The sequence below is a fragment of the Bacillus sp. AFS098217 genome (assembly GCF_002551815.1).
GTDB lineage: Bacteria > Bacillota > Bacilli > Bacillales > Bacillaceae_G > Bacillus_A.
This window is the reverse complement of sequence record NZ_NVPR01000017.1, coordinates 1-21,134: the sequence shown is the minus strand read 5'-3', so window position 1 is coordinate 21,134 and position 21,134 is coordinate 1. Positions and strand designations below refer to the sequence as shown.

The following is a 21,134-nucleotide window of genomic DNA, read 5'->3' as shown; positions in this document are numbered from 1 at the left end:
TATGGAATGATTATTGTACTTTTACTTGTGCTAACACTGATTTGAAAGTATTGATTACCGTATCTACTTCTTCATAACTAATTGTAAGAGACGGTTCAATACGAATTGTTTTTGAATTAATTAACGTTCCTGCAACAAGGATGCCTTGATCAAACATTGCTTTCGATACTTCATAACCAATTTCATCTTTATGGAATTCAATACCAATCATTAAACCTTGGCCACGAATTTCAAATACTTTGTCTTCATGTCCTTCTGCTGCTTTTTTCAATCCGTTTAAGAAATACTCCCCAACTTCTGCAGCTCGTTCTGGTAATTTGTCTTCCAATAATACTTGGATTGTTGCAATTGCAGCAGCACATGCAAGTGGATTTCCACCAAACGTTGTTGTATGCATGAATGGGTTCTCAAACCAACTTTGGAATACTTTTTCTTTGGCAACAATTGCACCTGCTGGCATTACGCCTCCGCCAAATGCCTTCGCAAGACAAATAATATCTGGTACTACATCATATAATTCTGCAGCAAACATTTTCCCTGTACGTCCCATTCCCGTTTGTACTTCATCAAAAATAAGTAGTGATCCAAATTCATCACAAAGTTCTCTTACTTGTTTCAAATAATTTTCTGGAGGTAAAATAATACCGCCTTCCCCTTGAATTGGTTCTAAAATAACAGCTGCAACATCTTCCCCTACTAATGCACATGTTTCAAATGTTTTTCTCATCATCTCAATATCGCCAAATGGAACGTGACGGAAACCTGGAATTAATGGTAAGAATGGTTTACGGAACATTCCTTTTGCTGTTCCAGATAAAGAGCCAAGACTCTTACCGTGGAAGGCACGTGTTGTTGAAATGAAAGTTGTTCGTTCACTATACATTTTTGCTAGTTTTAATGCCGCCTCCACACTTTCTGTCCCACTATTTGTAAAGAAAGCATATTTCAAATCCCCAGGTGTAATATCTGCTAAAATCTTTGCAAGAATCGCACGAAGTGGATCTAGTAAATCCTGACTATGCAATGCTTGACGCTTTAATTGATCCGTTACAGCTTTTACCACTTTCGGATTACGGTGTCCAACATTATAAATTCCAAATCCACCTAAACAATCAATATATTTTTTACCATTGATATCCATAAAGCAAGATCCTTCATCAGACCATTCTACTGCTGCAAATTGCCCATCTTTTGTTACTGTTTTTCTATATGCAAGAAAACCAGGATTGACATGCTCTCTAAATCCATCTACTGTTTCTTTTTGGATCCAGTTAGCCTCTTCTTCAGAGACCTTTTCTTTTTCAATTAATTGCAGTACTTTCGTAATATACTCAGTTACATTTGAATTGTTTACATCCTGCTCATTGAATTTACTTTTTACATTTGTCCCCATCTATTTCACTCCTATAGTCTTTTTATTTGCAAACCAACCAATTGGTTCTACTTCTAGATTTATATTAATCTGCTTAATTTCTTGGAATTCTTCTAGACCAAACGTTCCTAAACTACGACCGATACCACTTTGCTTATATCCACCCCAAGGCGCCTCGTTGTATGTTGGATGATAACTATTAATCCACGTAATCCCTGCGCGAAGCTTGCGGATTACACGCATCGCTTTTGCGCCATCAACTGTAAATACTCCTCCAGCTAAACCGTAATCTGTACCGTTTGCTAGCTCAATTGCTTCCTGTTCATCCTTAAACTTTTGGATAACTACAACAGGACCAAAAATTTCTTCCTGCACAATACGCATACCAGGTTTTACATTGACAAAGACTGTTGGTTCAATAAAGAAACCATCACCTTTTCCATCCGCCAGTATACGATTTCCTCCGCAAGCAACTTCTGCTCCTTCGTCTTTCCCAATCTCAATATAGCGTAATACTTTTTCCATATGCTCTTGACTTACAAGTGGTCCCATCTCTGATTCTGGGTTATCACCAGGTCCAACATTAATTTGCTTCGCACGTTCTACGAAACTAGTAACAAATTTATCGTAAACGCTTTCTTCAACAAGGATTCTTGATCCTGCCGAACACACTTGACCAGTACCTGCATAAATACCGAACAGTGCATAGTCAACAGCTGTTTCAAAATCCGCATCTGCAAAAATAATATTAGGTGATTTTCCGCCTAATTCTAACGAAATCTTTTTCATGTTATCTGCTGCTGTTCTCATAATGTGTTTTCCTGTTTTTGTTCCTCCCGTAAAGGAGATCATATCTACTTTATCACTTGCTGCAATCTCATTTCCTACCGTTGGGCCAGCACCCATCACCATATTCGCAACACCTTTTGGCAGCTCTACTTTCTCAAAGATTTCAAATAACTTTGTTGCAGTGATTGGTGTAACCTCAGACGGTTTAAATACAATCGTATTTCCAGCCGCTAAAGCAGGTGCAATTTTCCATACACTCATTAATAATGGATAATTCCAAGGAACAATTAATCCACAAACACCAACTGGTTCTCTGACTACCATAGCTTGCATTGGATCAGCTACATGATATGTTTGTCCATCTGGTTTTGTAATAAGCCCAGCATAATAACGGAAGCAAGCTGCCGCATCCCCAATGTCACCTTCTGCCTCACGATGTGTTTTTCCATTATCCATCGTTTCAAGACGCGTAAGTTCTTCCTTATTTTTATCAATTTCATCTGCTATTTTAAATAAATAAGATGCTCTTTCAGCAGCGGATGTTTCTGACCAAATTCCGCTATCAAAAGTCGCTCTTGCCACTTCTATCGCTTCTTTTGCATCTTCGATTGTTCCCTCAGGCGCATATGCGATAACCTTGCCATTTGCAGGGTTAATAATAGGTCGTTTCTCTTGATTACTAGACTCTCTCCATTCACCATTTAGATACATTTTTAAATCTAGCATTATATATAATCCCCCTTTGTCGATCGTTCATATATTATATAAGCAATAATTGTGCCAATATTTGAAATACGAAGGAATCATACAAAAACTGACTATTTCTTCAAATAAAACATACGAACTTATGCATTTTTGCATAGATTATTACATTTTGCATAATTACAGTAAAAATAACAAAGAGAAAGGAGTAGTCCATGTAGACTTCCCCTTTCTCTTTTAGAAATATGAAATTGCATCAACTGGTATTTCCTTTTCATTCATGATTTTTTGATATTTACGACTAACCGAAGATTGACTAATTCCAAGTGCTTTTGCGGCCTTCGTCGTTGTTTTATACTGCTTCATCGCAAGTAAGATTAATTGCTCTTCTACAGAATGTAATGCTTCTTGTAATGGTAAGACCCTTGTAATAACTGGCTTTGATTTTTTAAAGTCATAACCAGGGGTTAAAAATTTGCTAACAAATTCGGCTTCAATAACTGGTTCATCTGCTGATACTACTAAACGTTCAATCATATTTTGTAATTCTCGTACATTTCCTGGCCATGAATAAAATTCTAGTAAATTTAGTGCATCAGGAGTTAAATGATAGTTTTTATTATATTTTTCATTTAACTGTTGTAAGAAATGAAATGCGAGTACTGGAACATCTTCCATTCGTTCCCTTAACGGGGGAACGTGCAGTGGAATTACATTTAAGCGATAAAATAAATCTTCACGGAACGTACCAGCTTCCACCATTTTTTCGAGGCTTTTATTTGTGGCCGCAATAATTTGAACGTTTATTTTCGTAGGTACTGTGCTTCCGATTGGAATGACTTCTTGCTCTTGTAACACCCGAAGTAATTTCACTTGCAAATGTAAAGGCATTTCTCCAATCTCATCCAAAAATAAAATTCCTTGATCCGCTCGCTTAAAATATCCTTCTTTTCCATTTTTATCAGCACCGGTAAAAGCACCTTTCGTATATCCGAACAGTTCGCTTTCCAATAATGATTCTGGAATTGCACCGCAATTTAATTTTAAAAATGGCTTTGAAGATCGATTTCCCAGTTGATGAATGGCTTGGGCAATCACTTCTTTTCCAACACCCGATTCTCCAGAAATAAGAACATTAGAAGAAAAATCAGCTATTTTTTTAGCTTGATTAATAATTTGTTCCATTTTCGGACTACAATAAATAAGCTTCTTAAGAAAACGATCTTTATTTTTAAAGTTGTCCAATTCCTTCTTATATTGTTCAGATATCTTTTTCATCTCATGCAATTCCGTCTTTAATCTCGTTGCCTCTGTAATATCCCTTGATGCAATAATAATGCGATGCAGTTCTCCAGTTTCATTAAACACAGGATTTCCAACCGCTAATATTTTTCGACCACTTTTTGTTTCTTGTACAATCGATACCTTTTTCTTTTGTTCTAGTACCAAACGAGTAACAGATGGACTAAATAAACCTTTTCGCTCTAAATCTAAAAGGTTTTTTCCTAAAAGATCCTTTAAATCTCCTCCCCAAAAATCATTGATAATTGTTTCACTATAACGAATTAGTTCCCCTTTATGATTGACTACTAATATTTCATCATAAATACTAGATAAGATTGCATGTAAATCTTTATTTAAATCCTTTATATATTCAATTTCCATGGCCATATCCTCAACCATTGGCAAATCTTGTACAATAATAACTATTCCTTCAATGCTTTGATCGAAGCTAGGAATCGGACTGTAATCAACTAATACTCCCATTTCATTTGTTAGTTGTAACTGATTTAAAATTGTTTTTCCCGTTGCATATACATTGTTAATATGTTCCCCATTAAAAATCTGTTCTGCTGGTACATTCAGTACTTTTTCAGAAGTAGATTTAATCATCTTTAAACCAGATTCATTACAATTTACAATTTTCTTTTCCCGGTCTACCACAAAAATCCCCATTGGAATAGACATTAAAATGATTTTTAGTATATCTACACTTTTATTTTCTTGCTTAAATAATTCCGCAAAAACATCCTCTCTTCTTATGTACCCTTTTAACTCTCCTATTTCATTTTTCACAATGGCAATAGGTGCCCCAATAATTTGAAAGAGAGCTGTTAAAGAAATATTTTTGCTAAGGTGACAGATTGTATCTAGTGAAACAGCATTTGAAAGTAACGCTCCGGCAGTTACCCCCTCATTTCTTGATAGCAGATCTTCCACATGGACGTATGCAAATAATTGATCTTCCTTTTTTAAAAACAGAAAAGGTTCTTTTATATTTTTAACATCTATATTTCCTTCCTTCTCAAGTTGATCAATAGATAGAGAAACAATCGGTCTAATTTTTTTATGAGCAATGGAAAACATTCCGCTAACCCTCCTTTGAACTCCTTAACTTGTATTGTATCATTAAAGACAGATTTTTTTAATTAATCTGACAATAAATCCTTTTCCTTTGTTTAATAAAAAAAGGAAGATGAATGCTTCCATCTTCCTTTTTATTCTCCAATTAATCACTACCACTAATTAAAAGATCTTCTTGAATATAAGCTAATACCATCCCTGGAATTACCTTATCTCCTGCTTCTACTTCTAAAGATTGTACTTCTCCACTACATCCCGTTTTAATTACTTCCAGCTGACCATTCATATTTTTAATCGCAAACAGTGGTTCCCATTCGTAAATTCGGGAGTCCTTATCAATAGACACTTTTTCAACTGTTCCATAGCATGGGCTCGTAACGATCTCATAATACAAAATGAATCATTCCCTTCTTTTATTCTATTAATATTGTTCTGCCAACATTTGTGACTGAAAAATCCTATGGAAAAAACTTCGAAAATCTTCTATATATACATCAATTAAAAAACCATATAAAACCTCTCTTTTTAGGTGGAAGAGAGGATCTGGCCATGCATAGAAACGGTCAGGGCCTTTCTCTGCCACATGCGAAGTAAAAACAGAAAGAGTAAACGAATGTAGGTTACTTTGTATTTTTCATAGCAGAGATTTAGATGTCGAAAAATGAAAATGGATTTATTATCATATCGATGACAATTCGACACGATGCAATAATAACCGATTGGTTGTCTTTCAATTTCTGCTAATAAAATATCAAGCTCCATTTTATTCCTCCCTTTGTTAAAAGGTTAAAAATGCAACCAACCTCTTAGGCGCGATGCCTCTACAATTTTACGAACGCCCTCTATATAAGCAGCAATTTTCATATTTACTCCAAAATGCTTTGAAGTATTGAATACATCAGAAAAGCTAGATGTGATTTTCTCCTTTAAGCATTGATCGACATATTGCTCTGTCCAATAATACCCTTGGTTATTTTGACACCATTCAAAATAAGAAACAATAACCCCTCCAGAGTTTGCTAGAATATCTGGAACAACCAAAATGTCTTTCTCTTCTAACATTGTGATCGCTTCTTTTGTTGTCGGACCATTTGCAGCCTCAATTACAATCTTACATCCAAGCCTTTTTGCATTATGTTTCGTAATCACTCCTCCAATTGCTGCTGGAATGAGTACATCACATTCTTTTTCTAACAACTCTTGATTAGAGATTGTTTTACTAAAGAGGTTCGATACTACTCCAAACGAATCTCGATTTTCTAGCAAATAAGGAACATCTAAACCATCTGGGTTGTAAATGCCGCCTAAAGCATCAGATACTCCTACCACTTTCACACCAATATCATATAAATATTTTGCTAAATGGCTTCCAACGTTTCCAAACCCTTGAATGATTACTCGCATATTTTGGAGTGGAATATGTTTCAGCTCACTCACTAACTGAAGTGTATACAATACTCCTTTAGAAGTAGCTGTTTCCCGCCCTTGTGATCCCCCGAGCATCAATGGTTTTCCAGTTATAAAGCCTGGAGAATCAAATTCTCTAATATGATCATATTCATCTAGCATCCAAGCCATGATTTGAGCATTTGTATACATATCAGGAGCTGGAATATCTTTAGTAGGCCCAACAATTTGGCTCACTGCTCTTACATAACCGCGACTAAGTAACTCTAGTTCTCTAAAACTCATCTCCTGCGGATTACAAATAATCCCGCCCTTTGCTCCTCCATATGGAAGTCCGGTTACTCCACATTTCAAGCTCATCCAACCAGCAAGCGCTTTTACTTCCTCAGCTGTAACATCTGGATGAAACCGAATGCCACCTTTTGTTGGCCCTGCTGCATCGTTATGCTGGGCACGATACCCTTGAAATACTTTTGTTGTTCCATCATCCATTCGAACCGGAATGCTTACTTCTAAAAAGCGCATCGGCTTTTTAAGAAATTCGAATACTTCCTCTGGATAACGTAAAACTTGGAGTGCCTCTTTTAATATAGACTGAAATTCCTCTAAAGGATTTTCAATCTCAACTTTTCCCTGTACAGATTGAGTTGTATTTTTTTCTGATTGAATTGCCACGATAACACCTCATTTATATATTTTTACTAGTTTTATAAAGCAATAATCGTGCCAAATAAAAATATAATGTTTATGCTCCCTTTTCAGCCTTCTCTCTAATACTGATTTCCAAATGTTCTCTCGTTCCTTATGAATTGTTGAATGACTTATGCAATATTGCATGATTTTAAAATCTCCAAAATAAAAAACACCGGAAAGATTCCGATGTCTTTTGTTATTTTACATTTCCTGTACCTCTTCAAAATGCATTTGCGGCGGAGCTGACCGAAACATGTTCGTAATATATAACAGGTAACCAATTCCAACGGCAGCCCAGCTAAGTCCAAGAATAAGCGAATTAATATTGAGGTTAAACCATAAAACAGTTACTGTACCTGCTCCTAAAATAGGCAGAACTAAGAAATTTAAAAAGTCTTTTACTGTTTTATATCTTTTTTGCTTTACAACATAGTAAGCAATTACAGATAAATTAACAAATGTAAATGCAATAAGCGCTCCGAAGTTAATAAGTGATGCTGCTGTTTCTAAATCGATAAATATAGCGGAAAGTGAAATAACTCCGACAAAAATAATGTTATATACTGGAGTTCGCAAGCGAGGATGAATGTATCCGAATATCTTCTGCGGGATTACATTATCTCGCCCCATTACGTATAATAATCGCGACACACTTGTATGAGAAGCTAAACCTGATGCCATTGTTCCCATAAATGTCCCTACTAAAAAGAAAGTTTGAAATAATTTTCCGCCAACGTATAGTGCAATTTCTGGTGCCGCTGATTCTTGATCTTTAAATATGGATGCATCTGGGAAAAAAGATTGTGTGAAGTACGTAGTAACAATAAATAAAACTCCGCCAATTAAAGCGGTGAGAAAAATAGCCCGAGGAATTGTCTTCTTCGCGTTTGGTGTTTCTTCCGAAAATGTAGTTACCGCATCGAAACCTAAAAATGAAAAACAAAGAATTGTGGCCCCTGCAACTAACGATGATATGTGTATATCTGATTGAAAAAACGGCTGAATGGAAAAGACTTCTCCAGTTCCTTCTCCTGCTATCAATCCTTTTATAACAAGGACTACAAACACAACCATTACTAATATTTGAAACACTACTAAGAATGTATTGAAATTAGCAGTAACATTTACACTAATAATATTTATCAGTGTAATCAGTAGGACAAATCCAACGACCCATAGCCAAGAAGGAACACTTGGAAAAAGTGCGGACATATAAATCCTCGTTAATAGCGCGTTCACCATTGGTAAAAACAAATAATCCAATAACGCTGACCATCCAACAAGAAATCCAAGCCTTGCACTAATTGTCTTCTGTGTATACGTATAAGCAGATCCCGCGGTAGGAAAAACCTTTACCATTTTGCCGTAGCTTGCAGCTGTAAATAACATTCCTGCTAATGCAATAAGATAAGCTCCTGGAACATGCCCGTCCGTTTTTTCAGAAACGATTCCAAATGTATCAAACCCCACCATCGGCGTCATATACCCGACACCTAGCATGACAATTGACCAAAGTCCCAATGAACGTTTTAAACCAACTTCTTTTCCCACCTATCATTCCTCCTAATTTCTCTATCTAATTTCCATGTAAAGTTTGATAACTAAACAGAAAACGCTTTCAATGAACTGTGTATTTTATATATCGCATTCCAAAACCCCCTTTATTTTTTAAATATTCATGCAATTTTTGAGCCAAAATTTTCTTGCTCAAAAAATTAAGAGGATAATCCAATTTTTACACTTCAAAGATAGAACAGGTGAGATTATTTCCTTTACATTTTCTGCTGGTTTTTTATTCATTTTGACATAATGTATTCAATTTCTCATACCGTTTACAAATAAAGAGGGAAAAACCGTCTTAGATCTTATTAAGGCGTTTTTATATACAAATACATTTAGACTTTGACCTCTTTTGTAATTCCTTGTAAAATACATACATAGAAAGGTATTTCAGGATAAATATAGAAATGGCATACCTTCTAGCTTTTAAAAGACTAAAGCTCAACTTTTTTATGTTTTAAGAGGGGGAAAGGGAGAACAATATGAAGAATTTAAAAGGAAGTACAGGTAAAATTTTATTAGCGTCTAGTTTGGCATTTTCTATGTCAGCATGTAGTTTTGGTGACAAAGAGAAAACAAATGCTGAATCTAGTAAACAAGAAAATAACAATAATAACAACGGTAATTCGAACAATTCTAATAGTAATAACAATAATAATGGTAATTCAAACAATAATAACAATGGCAATAACAACAACGATAATTCGAACAATTCTAATAGTAATAACAATAATAATGGTAATTCAAATAACAATAGCAATAACAACAACGGTAATTCGAACAACGGTAATTCGAACAATTCTAATAGTAATAACAATAATAATGGTAATGGTAATTCAAACAATAATAACAATAGCAATAACAACAGTAATAACAATCAACAGCAATCTAATCAAAATCAAGGGAAACCAGCTAACAGTGTAACTTTAGAACAACATGGAGTTATAGTAACGGTGCACACAATAGAACAAGCGGAGGACATTGTACGTGTTAAATATACAGTCAATAATACTACAGATATACCTGTATCCGCTGGTGCTCCTGGTGCAAAAATTGAACAAAACGGTAAAAGTACAATGCCGACTTCATTTAAAGGAAATTGGGATCAGAGGGGCATTGTAGCTCCACATACGAGTGTAGATGGAACAAATCTCTATACTTTACCAAATATACCAAATGAATTTGATTTTAAAATTACTCCAACGTTTCAAGATGATTCAAAAATAAATTTAATTCAGCCATTTATTTTAAGAGTAAAAATGAAATGATTCAATATTCAATAAAAAAAGCTGCCTTCATATAAAGGCAGCTTTTTTTATCCTATCTATTAAAAATCAAATACGAAATCATCATCTGATAGTTTTTCAACATTTGTTGCTTTTACATAACCATTTCCTTTTACAGAGAAGAAATCATGGTTTTTCGTATCTGTACGTAAACCGTTTAATACGATTGGATTAATTTCTTCCTCTTCAAATTGTGGTTCTAATCCTAAGTTCATAAGCCCTTTATTCGCATTGTAACGAACAAAGCGATTTACTTCTTCAACAAGTCCAATAGATGTATAAATTTCTTCTGTATATACAGTTTCAATTTCATACAGTTCCATTAATAACTCTTGTGTTTCTTTTTGCACCTCTTGTTGCTCTTCTGCAGAAAGTTCCGCAAATGTTTGTTGTGCTAAAAGGCCGACGAATACGCCATGAATTGACTCGTCACGAATTATTAAGTTAATAATTTCCCCACTTGCAGTCAACTTTCCTTGTCCTGCTAAATATAGTGGATAGAAGAATCCACTGTAGAACAAATAACTTTCTAAGAATACGCTAGCTACCATAGCCATATATAATTCTTTTTTCGTTACTTGTGGCTTTAATAGTTTGCGATAATACCCTGTAATAATTCCTGCTTTTTTCTCAAGTAATGGATGACTATCTACCCATTCAAAAATCTCATCAATTTCTTCTTCTGTTGCGAGTGTCGTAAAGATATGACTATAACTTTTCGCATGTACTTCTTCCATCGCTCCCATGAAAGCTAGTACACTTTTCGCCTGTAAATTCTCAAGATGAACAAGTACAAGTGGCATCCCTTCGCCGCCCTGCTTTGTATCTAGAAGTGTTAAACCACCTAATACACGCTTATAAGCAATTTGCTCTTCTTTTGATAATTGCACCCAAGTATTTTTGTCAGAAGATACTGCGATTTCTTCTTCTGTCCAAAATTGAGCGATGTTTTGCTTCCAAAACATTAAACTAAAATCATCTTCTTTTTTATTCCAGTTTACCGCGCGCATTAAATCGCCCCTTCTCTTTATAATTAAGCTCTTCTAGCTTATGGTTAAACTTTCATTCCATGATAAAAACTTAACCACAAGCTAGACATCTTAAAATTTACAACTAAGCATGAGCAGGGTCAGAAAACCCTGCTCATGATGTCTCACTCTTAATTTTGTATATTAGTCACTTATAGTTTCATCAAACAGTACAAGCTACACACTCTTCCACGCTTAATTTACGTGTTCTTGTATAATACAGGCTCTTAAGTCCTTTTTTATGCGCATAAATGTAATAACGTGCTAATTCACGCGTAGAAATATCGCTATTTACATAAAGAATTGTACTAATTCCTTGGTCAATATGCTCTTGAATTTCTGCGATTAAATCAATTAGTTTAAACTGATTCATATCGTAAGAAGATTTATAATACCAGAACGTATCTTTTGATAAATACGGCATTGGGTAATATGTTGTCGCATTTGCGTACGTTCTTGATTCGATTTGACTTACAATTGGCATTACGCTTGAAGTTGCATTTTGCACGTAACTAATTGATTGTGTCGGAGCGATGGCCAATCTATATGAGTTGTATAAACCGTGCTTCTGCACCTCTTCTTTTAGACTTGTCCAATCTTCTTTTGTTGGAATATAGATTCCCTCAAATAGCTGTTGTACTTTCTCCGTTACAGGACTGTAATCTGTTGTCTCATACTTTTCAAAGTATGTGCCATTTGCATAATCCGACTTATCGAAGTCTTTAAATGTTTCGCCCTTTTCTTTCGCAATACCCATACTCTTTTCAATGGAGTAGTAGTTTAACATCATAAAGAATGTACGAACAAATTCTTTCGCTTCTGCACTTTCATAAGCAATTTTATTTTTTGCTAAATATCCGTGTAAGTTCATAGCACCAAGCCCAACTGAATGAAGCTCATCATTTGCTTTTTTCACAGTCGGCGCATTTGGAATGATAGTCATATCAGAAACAGCTGTTAAAGCTTCCATTCCCGCATGGACTGCTTCACGAATTTCTTTATTCTCCATTACGTTTACAATGTTTAAGGATCCTAAGTTACAGTTAATATCACGGCGGATAATATCATCTGTACCGTAGTCGTTAATTTCGGATGTTTCCTGCAGTTGAAAAATTTCTGTACAGAGGTTCGACATCTTCACGGTTCCAATATCCTTTAATGGATGTTGCTTGTTCGCATTTGATTTAAACATTAAGTATGGATAACCAGACTCAAGCTGAATCATTGCAATTTTAATAAGCATGTCACGCGCACTAATATCAAGTGCCTTCTTCTTGACATTCGGATTGCTCATCAGTTCATCATACATTTCATCAATGTCTATATCATCTAAATGTTTTCCGTACTCTTTATATACTGTATAAGGTGCGAAAACATGGAATGGTTCATTTTTCTCAGCAAGCTCAAAGAACTTACTTGGAACGATAATTCCGATCGATAGAGACTGAATACGGCTCTTCTCGTCGGCATTTATTTTTTTGGTCAACTTGTCTTCATATTTCTATGAAGGTTGGACTATATCATCAACCTGTAACTGGTTGCCTTGCACTTCGACTGGTACCTATTTCCAGCCTACTCTACTAGCTTTCGTCTATTGACGTGCGTTCGATAGTCTCTACACCTTCTTGAAAGAATTGATAATTAGGAAAGTTTCTAGAAATAACTCTGTATTTAATCGTATTGGCAGGCACATTAAATGCTCTTCCAGCTTCAGACAAAGATTCATAGTAAATACTATTTATAACAATCGGCTTTTTTTGCTTTTCTCTCCCAGAATTATATTGATCTTTTTGAGCTTGACTTATCTTCATACATGTTTCCCTTGTATGTTTTTTACCTTTACGAGATTTAGACATTTTTTCTTTTGTTTCATCCGTATGCTTTCTACCATGAAATCGTTTTGTAATTCTAGATCTCATATATTCCATATGCTCAGGCTTATCATACCAATAGTTATTAGAACCAGAATTAATTTCAGATAGAAATTTCTTAATTTCCTCTGAATGTGTTTTGCCATACATATGGTTCTTCTTTCCACTCAATGCCCCGCCTCTGGCTACTGGATGACCATTATAACAGTACTGGTCTCCATAATATTGATCCAATAAACTCTGCTCAATTTTATGAAGAATGTCTTTATCGTCTGGCAGCTCAATTATCCCAATAAACTCAAATTGTTCCTCGCCATACATATTCCAAGCTGATTGTAAATGTTTACTATGATGCCTATTTGCATTTAACTGATTCCTATGAGTTTTAAATCTTACTTTAAAATTATTGGAACTGCCAATATAGAAATTTCTATTTTCCTTATTAATTATCATATAAATTCCACAATTCATGGAATCGCCCCCGGTGAATGTAAGATTCCACTTCACCCAATAAGCATTTCTAACAAGCTTGGCACGGTATTACCTGCTATCCACATACAATGGACCGTAGGCTCTCTTAGTCAGCTTCTTCGTGGGTTCTTTTTCTTTTCCCCTTATTCAACTGATACCGTTAGCCGCTAATGCGACACCCTATTGGCTAGGTTCACAAGGTTTTCTCATATACATTACTGCATAGAGGGACTACCAATTAATCCAAAAATTCTATAATATCCCAATGGAAGATATTCAAGTACACAGCTCCGGCACCTTTTCGCTGTCCCAACTGATTCGCATACGAAAACGAATCTTCAAGCAGCTTCATAACCGGCACAACACCGCTTGCTGCATTTTCGATACCTTTAATTTGTTCACCGCGTGCGCGTAGCTTAGAAAGATTTAAAGCAACTCCGCCACCAATTTTTGATAACTGCATCGCCGTATTAATATTAAATCCAATTGAATTCAAACTATCATCCATCTCTAACAAGAAACAAGACACCATTTCTCCTCTTCTGCTTCTTCCCGCATTCAAAAAGGTTGGTGTCGCTGGTTGGTAGTTTTGTTTTACGATCATGCTTGCAAACTGTTTTGCTTTCTTAATATCACCGCGCCCTAAGTATAATGACACAATTGATACACGATCTTCATAGCTTTCTAAGTATTGTTTTTGATCATTTGTTTTTAACGCATAATCCTTATAAAACTTAGATGCTGCCATATAAGATTGGAACTCGAAGTTTTCACCGTATGCAACGTTATATACTTCCTCTACTTCCTCCAACTTATACTCATCCAGAACGTTGTAATAGTAATCATGCTCATTCATATACTTGATTCGCTCTGCCACGCTATCAAAATGAACGGTATTCGCTCTCGCTTCTTCCATAAAGACTTCTAATGCTTCTTTATCCTTATGAAGCTGATAGAAACCGTCTTGCATTTGCGTGATTTCATTATTCAGTTCAATGTGTCGCAATCTCCCGCACCCTTTCTTTAAAATATTCTACATCTTTATTTGTTCCAGATAACTCGAATTTTGATACAATAGGTACTTCGTATCTGGTTGAGATTTTATCTGCACTTGCTCCGAACATATCTCCCCAGTTGCGATTGCCGCTTGCAGATACGCCTTTTAAATTTGCATTATTGCGCTCTAAAAATTCTAAAACACGTTCCGGCACATTTCCAAAACCTGTTGTATACGTAATAAGAACAAAATCTTCGTCCATTACTAGATCTTCGTTAATTTGAACGGCCGGCATATTTAATTTGTGAATGAAACGCTTCACGTTTCCTGTCATAGAATCATATGCAATTAACATCTCCGACCCTCCCTTTCCTACTTTAATATCTCGATGCCGATTCATGTTTTCCCTATATATTGTATTACGTTTCAAAACAAGACACAAGATATATGTATAAAATCTTTCTTTTTTTAAATTTTACTTTTCGACATAACAAGTCGTTTTTTTTAATACAAAGACTATGAAACAACATTCTAAAACTCATGTCAATAAAGTGCTTTTCAAAAAAGTTGTCAACGAATTTAACCATTTTTATAAAAATGTTAACAATGAATTTTGTAAAAAAACGGTAAATGCTGGAGAAATATATTTCTCCAGCATCATAAAAAAAGAACAGACTGTTAGCTGTAATCTGTTCGAAACCGGTTACATATCATTTACATCACACAAGTAAGGAATTCTCTCTTGTGGATTAAAGTTTCACTTCATTCTATTAAATCAAATACATATACTTTTTGTTTTTGTTACACAATAAAATATCATTACAATGAAAAGGACAATTATTATGGCACACCAATTTATTTATTAGTGTGATGAGAATTTAAAAAAGGCTGTACACAAAATTTGCGTCACTCATTCACAATGCTCAACACGTAAAACATCTCTTATAAATAAATGATGAAAATTCTCTTCGTGATCTTGGACAGTAAATACTGGCGCTTCTTCATCAAAATATACAACCGTTCCCTCTACATTTTGATACGTATGTTGAACCTTTACAGTTACTCGAATTTGTTTCCCTTGTTCATATGCTACTTTTGTTTTTTCAATCACTTCTCTTACATACTTTCGCTTCTCAGGAAACAGAACCATTCCTACAAACCTTCTTCCAGTTCCGTCTTTCCACATATAATCCCAGTGCGGCAAAATACCCTGTTTAAATTCTCCCATAAATCTCCTCTCCTTTATCTTCTATTACGAACGTGGCACTTCTGTATATGTATAAATAATCTGTCCACCGCGTTGTGCATTTCCACTAAAATGTTTAAAATCTTCTCGATTCACTATAACCTCACGAAACGTATAAAATACATCCTTTGTTACAACATACTCTTTTATCTCACCATTTTTCAATTGATCTAAAATTGTATTTGCTAATTGTTTATCCATGTATTTCACCTCTCTGCAATATTCTATCTCATCTTCTACAGGCCGACAATGGTAAATTTATTACATTTTCTGTAAGAACCATATACTAACATAGTGGTTCTTCTATACCATGTCTCTTCGATAACCAAGTCCACCTTATACACCTTATCGAAATTTTGAATAACTGGTTGTAATTTTATTTTATGTTACAATAAGAATGACAACTAGGAGGGATAATATGATTCGGAAAGCAAAAAAGACAGATGCGAAGGCAATATCTCCTTTATTGTATAACGCTCTGCATGAAATTGCTGAAAAGATCACAGGTGGGAAGACAGAAACAGAAGTATTGACAGGACTTGAAACTTGGTTTTTAAAAAAAGGAAATCGACTTAGCTATGAGAACTGTTTCGTTGAAGAACAAGATGGTAAAGCAGTTGGAATTATCGTGGCCTACCACGGGAGTCATGCCGAACAACTCGATACTCCAATTGTAAAACACTTACGAAAAAGCCAACAAGATTCAACCATTACACTAGAGAAAGAAGCAGAACTCGATGAATATTACATTGACACATTATCTGTTTCGAGCTCATATGGCGGACGTGGCATTGGCTCAAAATTAATTAAAACCGCTGAAAATGATGCCTTTGAAAAAGGCTACGAGAAAATTGCATTACTTGTAAATTTAGAAAACACGCGAGCTTTCTCTTTATATAAAAAACTTGGTTATCAAGAAGATAAAACGGTTATGCTTGTTGGAGAACCATACGCTCATTTAGTAAAACCACTATATAAAAAAGCCTTTGTTTCTTAAAAAAAGCACACGATTCTTTATTTGAATCGTGTGCTTCTATGTTAAATTGGTGTTTAAGGCAGTTCCATTCATCGCTTCATGAAATGTGTATTCTGTACATCCCCATGGCTTTCTATGGAAAATAGGCGGTCCAGACCAACCCCTTGCACGCAGTTCAGCACCAATCATTGTATTAAAATAGCTATGACCTACAAGTGCAATACGTCCATGTACAAGAGCATAACTAATCAGTGTATCAGCTGCTTGTTTTGCTCTTTCTAGCGCTTTTCGGTAAGACTCAACATCTTTAGAATATCCAACTATCCATAATGTACGGCCGATAACTGTCCATACTTCTGGTTTACATTTCACCCACTTAGGAGCAAAAAATCCAGAGGGTACTTCTGCTTCTCGAAAAAGAGCACTTTGTATAAAAGATAAAGAGTCCGTTAATTCTGCCGCTGACTGCACAGCACGTTTTTGATCACTCGTTACAATCAACTTTGCTGATTCAATGGCCTCAACTGTCTCAAGTGGTATTTTTGTCTCTTTGATCATATGATCTAAATCATATCGCTCCATCCATTCATGAAACGAAGTAACTGTCATTGGCTTTGTAGCACTATTCAAGCGACCGTGACGAATAAAAGAAATTCGCATTTTCTTCACTCTCCATTCACAGCTCATCAACTATATTATTATGCACTGTTACTTATCGTCATCATACCATGGAGATAAAGAAAGTCATACTCCTTTACATATCTGCACCGCTTTCATGATTTATGGAAGCATGTACACCATCTAATCCATCAAAATACGCACTTGTATCTTCGTTACGAATTAATTTTAATTGCTTATATGAGAATAGGAATAAAAGAATTGCTATAAAACTTCCAACAATTTCAAACATCATGTTACCGCCCCTAATTTCTCCCGCATTAACAGGTCATAATACCCTATCCTCAAATTTTAGCAACAAGCAAAACAAGTTGATGGGAAATAAAATGCCCGTAAATACCTTATTTAGTCCAACTTATGATTACAGGTGCTGTATCCCCTGACAATCACAGTATTATTTTATTATACCCCTATATAGTAATATAAGCACTGATTTATCCACTTTTTTCCTCTATAATTAGAAAATACTTTTATACATTTCTTATAAAGAGTGAATATTTTTCGTTTTTTTCTTTGAAAACATTTACAAATTAGGAAATATAGTTCAAAATAAAGGGAAATAAAAAAAGACTAGATTTGTTATTTTTTGAAAAAAACTATAACAAGGAGAGTTGCTTATGAAAATCGCAGAAACTGGAGATATTATCAAATTTAAAGGTGGAATGCAAGGCCGTGTTCAAAAAGTAAATAAAAACTCCGTTATTGTCGATATAACAATTATGGAAAATTACAGAGAACTAGATATGGAACCTCTTACAGTTGTAAATCACAAAAATTATACAGTTATCAATCAACATACATAATATAATAGAAAAAAGGATCCGTATACGATATACAGATCCTTTTTTCATTAACGATTATCAACTGTCTCAGGGTATAGATCATGATTCATCATACGATATTCTGCCATTTTCTCGTATTTTGTACCAGGGCGACCATAATTACAATACGGATCAATCGAGATACCACCACGTGGTGTGAATTTCCCCCACACTTCAATATAACGTGGATCCATTAATTTAATTAAGTCATTCATAATAACATTCATACAATCTTCGTGAAAATCGCCATGATTACGGAAACTAAATAAATATAATTTTAAAGATTTACTCTCTACCATTTTTTGTTCTGGAATATAGCTAATATAAATCGTCGCAAAATCTGGTTGTCCCGTTTTTGGACATAAACTTGTAAATTCAGGACAATTAAATTTTACAAAATAATCACGGTTTGGATGATTATTATCAAATGTCTCTAAAATTTCTGGACTATATTCAAATAAATATTTTGTATTTTGATTTCCAAGTAACGTTACATCCTTTAAATCTTCATCTAATCTTCCTGCCATTGTGTATACATCCCTTCAATTCGATTGGTAAGAATTCCTTATACGCCTCGCTTATTTCCCCATACTAATGCATGAAGCTGAGGTAATACTTTCGCATCATTCATCTCTTTACAATGAACAGCTTTTTCAATAAGCCATTCATATTTCTGCAGTAGTTTTCCAACAAGCATTGTATCATCCGCTGTTTTTATATCATCATTTCCAACTTGTAAGAAAAATGGTACATGCGGATAGCGTTCATGTACTTTTATTGCATATTCAAAGTCATGATCATCAAACACGACTACTTTCAAACTAAAATCTTTCCCTACTAATCTTTCAATTACAGAATCTAACATGATAAAATCGGTTTTCATCTGTGAACTTGGTGGCTTTGGTGAGATGGTTACTTCATCGATATGGAGTAACCATTCTTGCCATTTACTTCCTTGTGTCTCAATAGCTGTACGAATCTGCTTTTCTTCTAGTACATCCAGCAAACTCTCTATATTTTTCAGTAACACTGGATTTCCACCTGAAATTGTTACATGTGAAAAGTTTTCTCCACCAAGTTCAACAAGTTCACTCCAAATTTCGTCTGGAGTCATTTGTCTAATTTGCTCTTTTGCTGATCCATCCCATGTAAAAGCAGAATCACACCAAGCACAACTATAATCACATCCTGCTGTACGAATGAACATTGTCTTTTGACCCACAACCATTCCTTCTCCTTGAATTGTCGGGCCAAAAATTTCTAAAACAGGAATTTTACTCACCGAGCATCCACTCCCGTCTTACTTCCGCATAACTTGTTGGTGTTTCAAATAATCGAACAAATTCAACACGTGCTCCCTTATATTCATCTGCACGATTCTCTTTTGTAAGTGCAGATGCCATCTTTTCATATATCCAAACGACCATATTTTCAGCAGTTGTATTCATCGCTGGTAATGTTTCATTTAAGTAACGATGATCTAAATAAATTTCAATTTCTTTTTTCCAAATTTCTTTTATATCTCCAAAGTCGATTGCAAGTCCAATCTCATTTACATATCCACTAATACCAAAAACAACTTTGTATGTGTGACCATGTAAATTTTTACATTTCCCTTCATAACAGTGCAAATGATGCGCTGCATCAAATGTAAATTCCTTGCTAACCATCACTCGTTTATTATGATATTTTAATTGCTCATGCTGAATATCCTTGTCCATTTTTTGTAAATTTTCTACAATGCGAAATCCAAAAAAGTTTTGTTCCATTATACATTCGCCCCTTCGCGTTCTTGTAGATACGTATCTAATCCTGCTTTACGAAGTTTACATGCTGGACATTCACCGCAGCCATCACCAATTATTCCGTTATAGCATGTTAATGTTTTTTCTCTAACAAACTCGAATGCACCAAGTTCATCTGACAATTTCCATGTCTCTGCTTTGTCAATCCACATAAGTGGTGTATGAATAACAAACGGGTAATCCATCGATAAGTTTAAGGTAACGTTTAACGATTTCACAAACACATCACGGCAATCAGGATAACCGCTAAAATCTGTTTCACATACGCCAGTTACAATATGACGTGCTCCAACTTGTTTCGCTAATACAGCCGCAAATGATAAGAATAGTAAATTTCGTCCATCTACAAATGTGGATGGTAATTCCCCTTCCTCATGCGTGATTTCCATATCCGTTCTAGTCAACGCGTTTGGAGCAAGCTGATTTAATAAACTCATATCTAGTACTGTATGTTTGATTCCTAGTTCTTTTGCAATATCTGCTGCGCAATCAATTTCTAACTTATGACGTTGATTATAATTAAACGTTACAGCTTCTACTTCTGCAAACTGGTGCATAGCCCAGAATAAACATGTTGTACTATCTTGACCACCACTAAAAACAACAACCGCTTTTTCTTTTTTCATTTCACTCATTCTCCTTCTCTACTACGAATAAGAAGAAAGAACGTTCTTGAACTGTCACAATAAAAAAACAAAACAATACCTAAGGATATTGTTGTTTCCATAGTTTTTTATAGAGGGAGTTCGCGAACCTCTCCCATGTCATACATGGAATTTCTTCTTTCATTGCCAACACATATTGTAACATACTGTGTATATCCAGAAAAACATCTGATTTTTCTGTCTTTCATTCAAGGTTAATATTCATTTTTTTGAATTTTAATAGTATGATTATATTGGCATTCAATATAAATTCATTTTAATTTTTCGACCTCTAAATCCCTGCGATGCAGAATAAAAAGTAAGCTACACTCGTATGCTCTTTCTGTTTTTACTTCGCATGTGGCAGAAAAAGGCCCTGACCGCTTCTATGCATGGCCAGATGCTCTCTCCCACCTAAAAAGAG

Annotated in this window: 20 protein-coding genes, 3 pseudogenes and 1 riboswitch; of the genes and pseudogenes, 3 read left to right on the top strand and 20 right to left on the bottom strand. The window is 35.0% G+C overall.

Annotation, left to right across the window (positions count from 1 at the left end):
- Positions 1-10: 10 nt before the first annotated feature.
- The 7 genes and pseudogenes from COO03_RS04260 to COO03_RS04230 form a co-directional block, all read right to left on the bottom strand.
- Positions 11-1,393, bottom strand: a complete 1,383-nt coding sequence (locus COO03_RS04260; RefSeq protein ID WP_097895375.1) for a putrescine aminotransferase — start codon at positions 1,391-1,393, stop codon at positions 11-13.
- A complete protein-coding gene (locus COO03_RS04255) occupies positions 1,394-2,887 on the bottom strand; it encodes an aldehyde dehydrogenase family protein (RefSeq protein WP_097895373.1) in 1,494 nt (497 codons plus the stop codon).
- A gap of 213 nt (positions 2,888-3,100) precedes the next feature.
- Positions 3,101-5,230: a sigma 54-interacting transcriptional regulator gene (locus COO03_RS04250; RefSeq protein WP_097895370.1), complete on the bottom strand. Its 2,130-nt coding sequence runs from the start codon at positions 5,228-5,230 to the stop codon at positions 3,101-3,103.
- Between the two features lie 142 nt (positions 5,231-5,372).
- Positions 5,373-5,621: a hypothetical protein gene (locus tag COO03_RS04245; protein ID WP_097895368.1), complete on the bottom strand. Its 249-nt coding sequence runs from the start codon at positions 5,619-5,621 to the stop codon at positions 5,373-5,375.
- 280 nt (positions 5,622-5,901) lie between these two features.
- Positions 5,902-5,989 (bottom strand): annotated as a pseudogene (locus COO03_RS04240) (SAV0927 family protein); the annotation flags it as partial.
- A gap of 24 nt (positions 5,990-6,013) precedes the next feature.
- Positions 6,014-7,309, bottom strand: coding sequence for a Glu/Leu/Phe/Val family dehydrogenase (locus COO03_RS04235; protein WP_097895365.1), 1,296 nt, complete (start codon positions 7,307-7,309; stop codon positions 6,014-6,016).
- 219 nt (positions 7,310-7,528) lie between these two features.
- On the bottom strand, positions 7,529-8,878 hold the full coding sequence (locus COO03_RS04230; protein WP_097895364.1) for an APC family permease: 1,350 nt from the start codon (positions 8,876-8,878) through the stop codon (positions 7,529-7,531).
- Between the two features lie 491 nt (positions 8,879-9,369).
- On the opposite strand from COO03_RS04230, the gene COO03_RS04225 reads away from it, so the two are divergent.
- Positions 9,370-10,155 carry a hypothetical protein gene (locus tag COO03_RS04225; protein WP_097895362.1) on the top strand — a complete coding sequence of 262 codons (786 nt, stop codon included), beginning with the start codon at positions 9,370-9,372 and terminating at the stop codon, positions 10,153-10,155.
- A gap of 59 nt (positions 10,156-10,214) precedes the next feature.
- Here the strand turns inward: COO03_RS04225 and nrdF are convergent, their stop codons facing one another.
- The 7 genes and pseudogenes from nrdF to COO03_RS04185 all read right to left on the bottom strand — a co-directional run bounded on the left by nrdF (position 10,215) and on the right by COO03_RS04185 (position 15,987).
- Positions 10,215-11,183, bottom strand: coding sequence for a class 1b ribonucleoside-diphosphate reductase subunit beta (gene nrdF, locus COO03_RS04220; protein ID WP_097895360.1), 969 nt, complete (start codon positions 11,181-11,183; stop codon positions 10,215-10,217).
- A gap of 181 nt (positions 11,184-11,364) precedes the next feature.
- Positions 11,365-12,684 (bottom strand): annotated as a pseudogene (locus COO03_RS04215) (ribonucleoside-diphosphate reductase subunit alpha); the annotation flags it as partial.
- A gap of 97 nt (positions 12,685-12,781) precedes the next feature.
- Positions 12,782-13,543, bottom strand: a complete 762-nt coding sequence (locus tag COO03_RS04210) for an NUMOD3 domain-containing DNA-binding protein (protein WP_097895359.1) — start codon at positions 13,541-13,543, stop codon at positions 12,782-12,784.
- 241 nt (positions 13,544-13,784) lie between these two features.
- Positions 13,785-14,549, bottom strand: a pseudogene (locus COO03_RS04205) (ribonucleotide reductase N-terminal alpha domain-containing protein); the annotation flags it as partial.
- Positions 14,536-14,895 (bottom strand): class Ib ribonucleoside-diphosphate reductase assembly flavoprotein NrdI, encoded by a 360-nt coding sequence (gene nrdI / locus COO03_RS04200; protein WP_097895356.1) that lies wholly within the window; start codon positions 14,893-14,895, stop codon positions 14,536-14,538. The pseudogene COO03_RS04205 and the gene nrdI, both read right to left, overlap by 14 nt.
- Before the next feature lie 555 nt (positions 14,896-15,450).
- Positions 15,451-15,768, bottom strand: coding sequence for a hypothetical protein (locus COO03_RS04190; RefSeq protein WP_097895352.1), 318 nt, complete (start codon positions 15,766-15,768; stop codon positions 15,451-15,453).
- Between the two features lie 24 nt (positions 15,769-15,792).
- The gene (locus COO03_RS04185) at positions 15,793-15,987 is read right to left on the bottom strand and encodes an abortive phage infection protein (protein ID WP_097895350.1); all 195 of its coding nucleotides are present in this window, start codon (positions 15,985-15,987) and stop codon (positions 15,793-15,795) included.
- A gap of 217 nt (positions 15,988-16,204) precedes the next feature.
- Between COO03_RS04185 and COO03_RS04180 the strand changes: the two genes are divergently transcribed.
- Entirely contained in the window at positions 16,205-16,783 is a 579-nt protein-coding gene (locus COO03_RS04180; RefSeq protein ID WP_097895348.1) for a GNAT family N-acetyltransferase, read from the top strand.
- A gap of 36 nt (positions 16,784-16,819) precedes the next feature.
- Here the strand turns inward: COO03_RS04180 and COO03_RS04175 are convergent, their stop codons facing one another.
- Positions 16,820-17,422: a histidine phosphatase family protein gene (locus COO03_RS04175; protein ID WP_097895347.1), complete on the bottom strand. Its 603-nt coding sequence runs from the start codon at positions 17,420-17,422 to the stop codon at positions 16,820-16,822.
- Between the two features lie 94 nt (positions 17,423-17,516).
- Positions 17,517-17,675, bottom strand: coding sequence for a hypothetical protein (locus COO03_RS26835; RefSeq protein ID WP_097895346.1), 159 nt, complete (start codon positions 17,673-17,675; stop codon positions 17,517-17,519).
- Between the two features lie 382 nt (positions 17,676-18,057).
- Between COO03_RS26835 and COO03_RS04165 the strand changes: the two genes are divergently transcribed.
- The gene (locus COO03_RS04165; protein WP_097895344.1) at positions 18,058-18,243 is read left to right on the top strand and encodes a YkvS family protein; all 186 of its coding nucleotides are present in this window, start codon (positions 18,058-18,060) and stop codon (positions 18,241-18,243) included.
- Between the two features lie 47 nt (positions 18,244-18,290).
- Here the strand turns inward: COO03_RS04165 and queF are convergent, their stop codons facing one another.
- The 4 genes from queF to queC are packed head-to-tail and all read right to left on the bottom strand — an operon-like array spanning position 18,291 to position 20,692.
- Entirely contained in the window at positions 18,291-18,788 is a 498-nt protein-coding gene (gene queF / locus COO03_RS04160; protein WP_097895342.1) for a preQ(1) synthase, read from the bottom strand.
- A gap of 38 nt (positions 18,789-18,826) precedes the next feature.
- Positions 18,827-19,543 (bottom strand): 7-carboxy-7-deazaguanine synthase QueE, encoded by a 717-nt coding sequence (queE, locus tag COO03_RS04155; protein ID WP_097895340.1) that lies wholly within the window; start codon positions 19,541-19,543, stop codon positions 18,827-18,829.
- Positions 19,536-20,030 carry a 6-carboxytetrahydropterin synthase QueD gene (queD, locus tag COO03_RS04150; RefSeq protein ID WP_097895339.1) on the bottom strand — a complete coding sequence of 165 codons (495 nt, stop codon included), beginning with the start codon at positions 20,028-20,030 and terminating at the stop codon, positions 19,536-19,538. Before queD ends, queE begins: the two co-directional genes overlap by 8 nt.
- The gene (gene queC / locus COO03_RS04145) at positions 20,030-20,692 is read right to left on the bottom strand and encodes a 7-cyano-7-deazaguanine synthase QueC (protein ID WP_097895338.1); all 663 of its coding nucleotides are present in this window, start codon (positions 20,690-20,692) and stop codon (positions 20,030-20,032) included. The genes queD and queC overlap by 1 nt, the downstream gene beginning before the upstream one ends.
- 93 nt (positions 20,693-20,785) lie before the next feature.
- Positions 20,786-20,829: riboswitch (PreQ1 riboswitch) on the bottom strand.
- Positions 20,830-21,134: the final 305 nt, after the last annotated feature.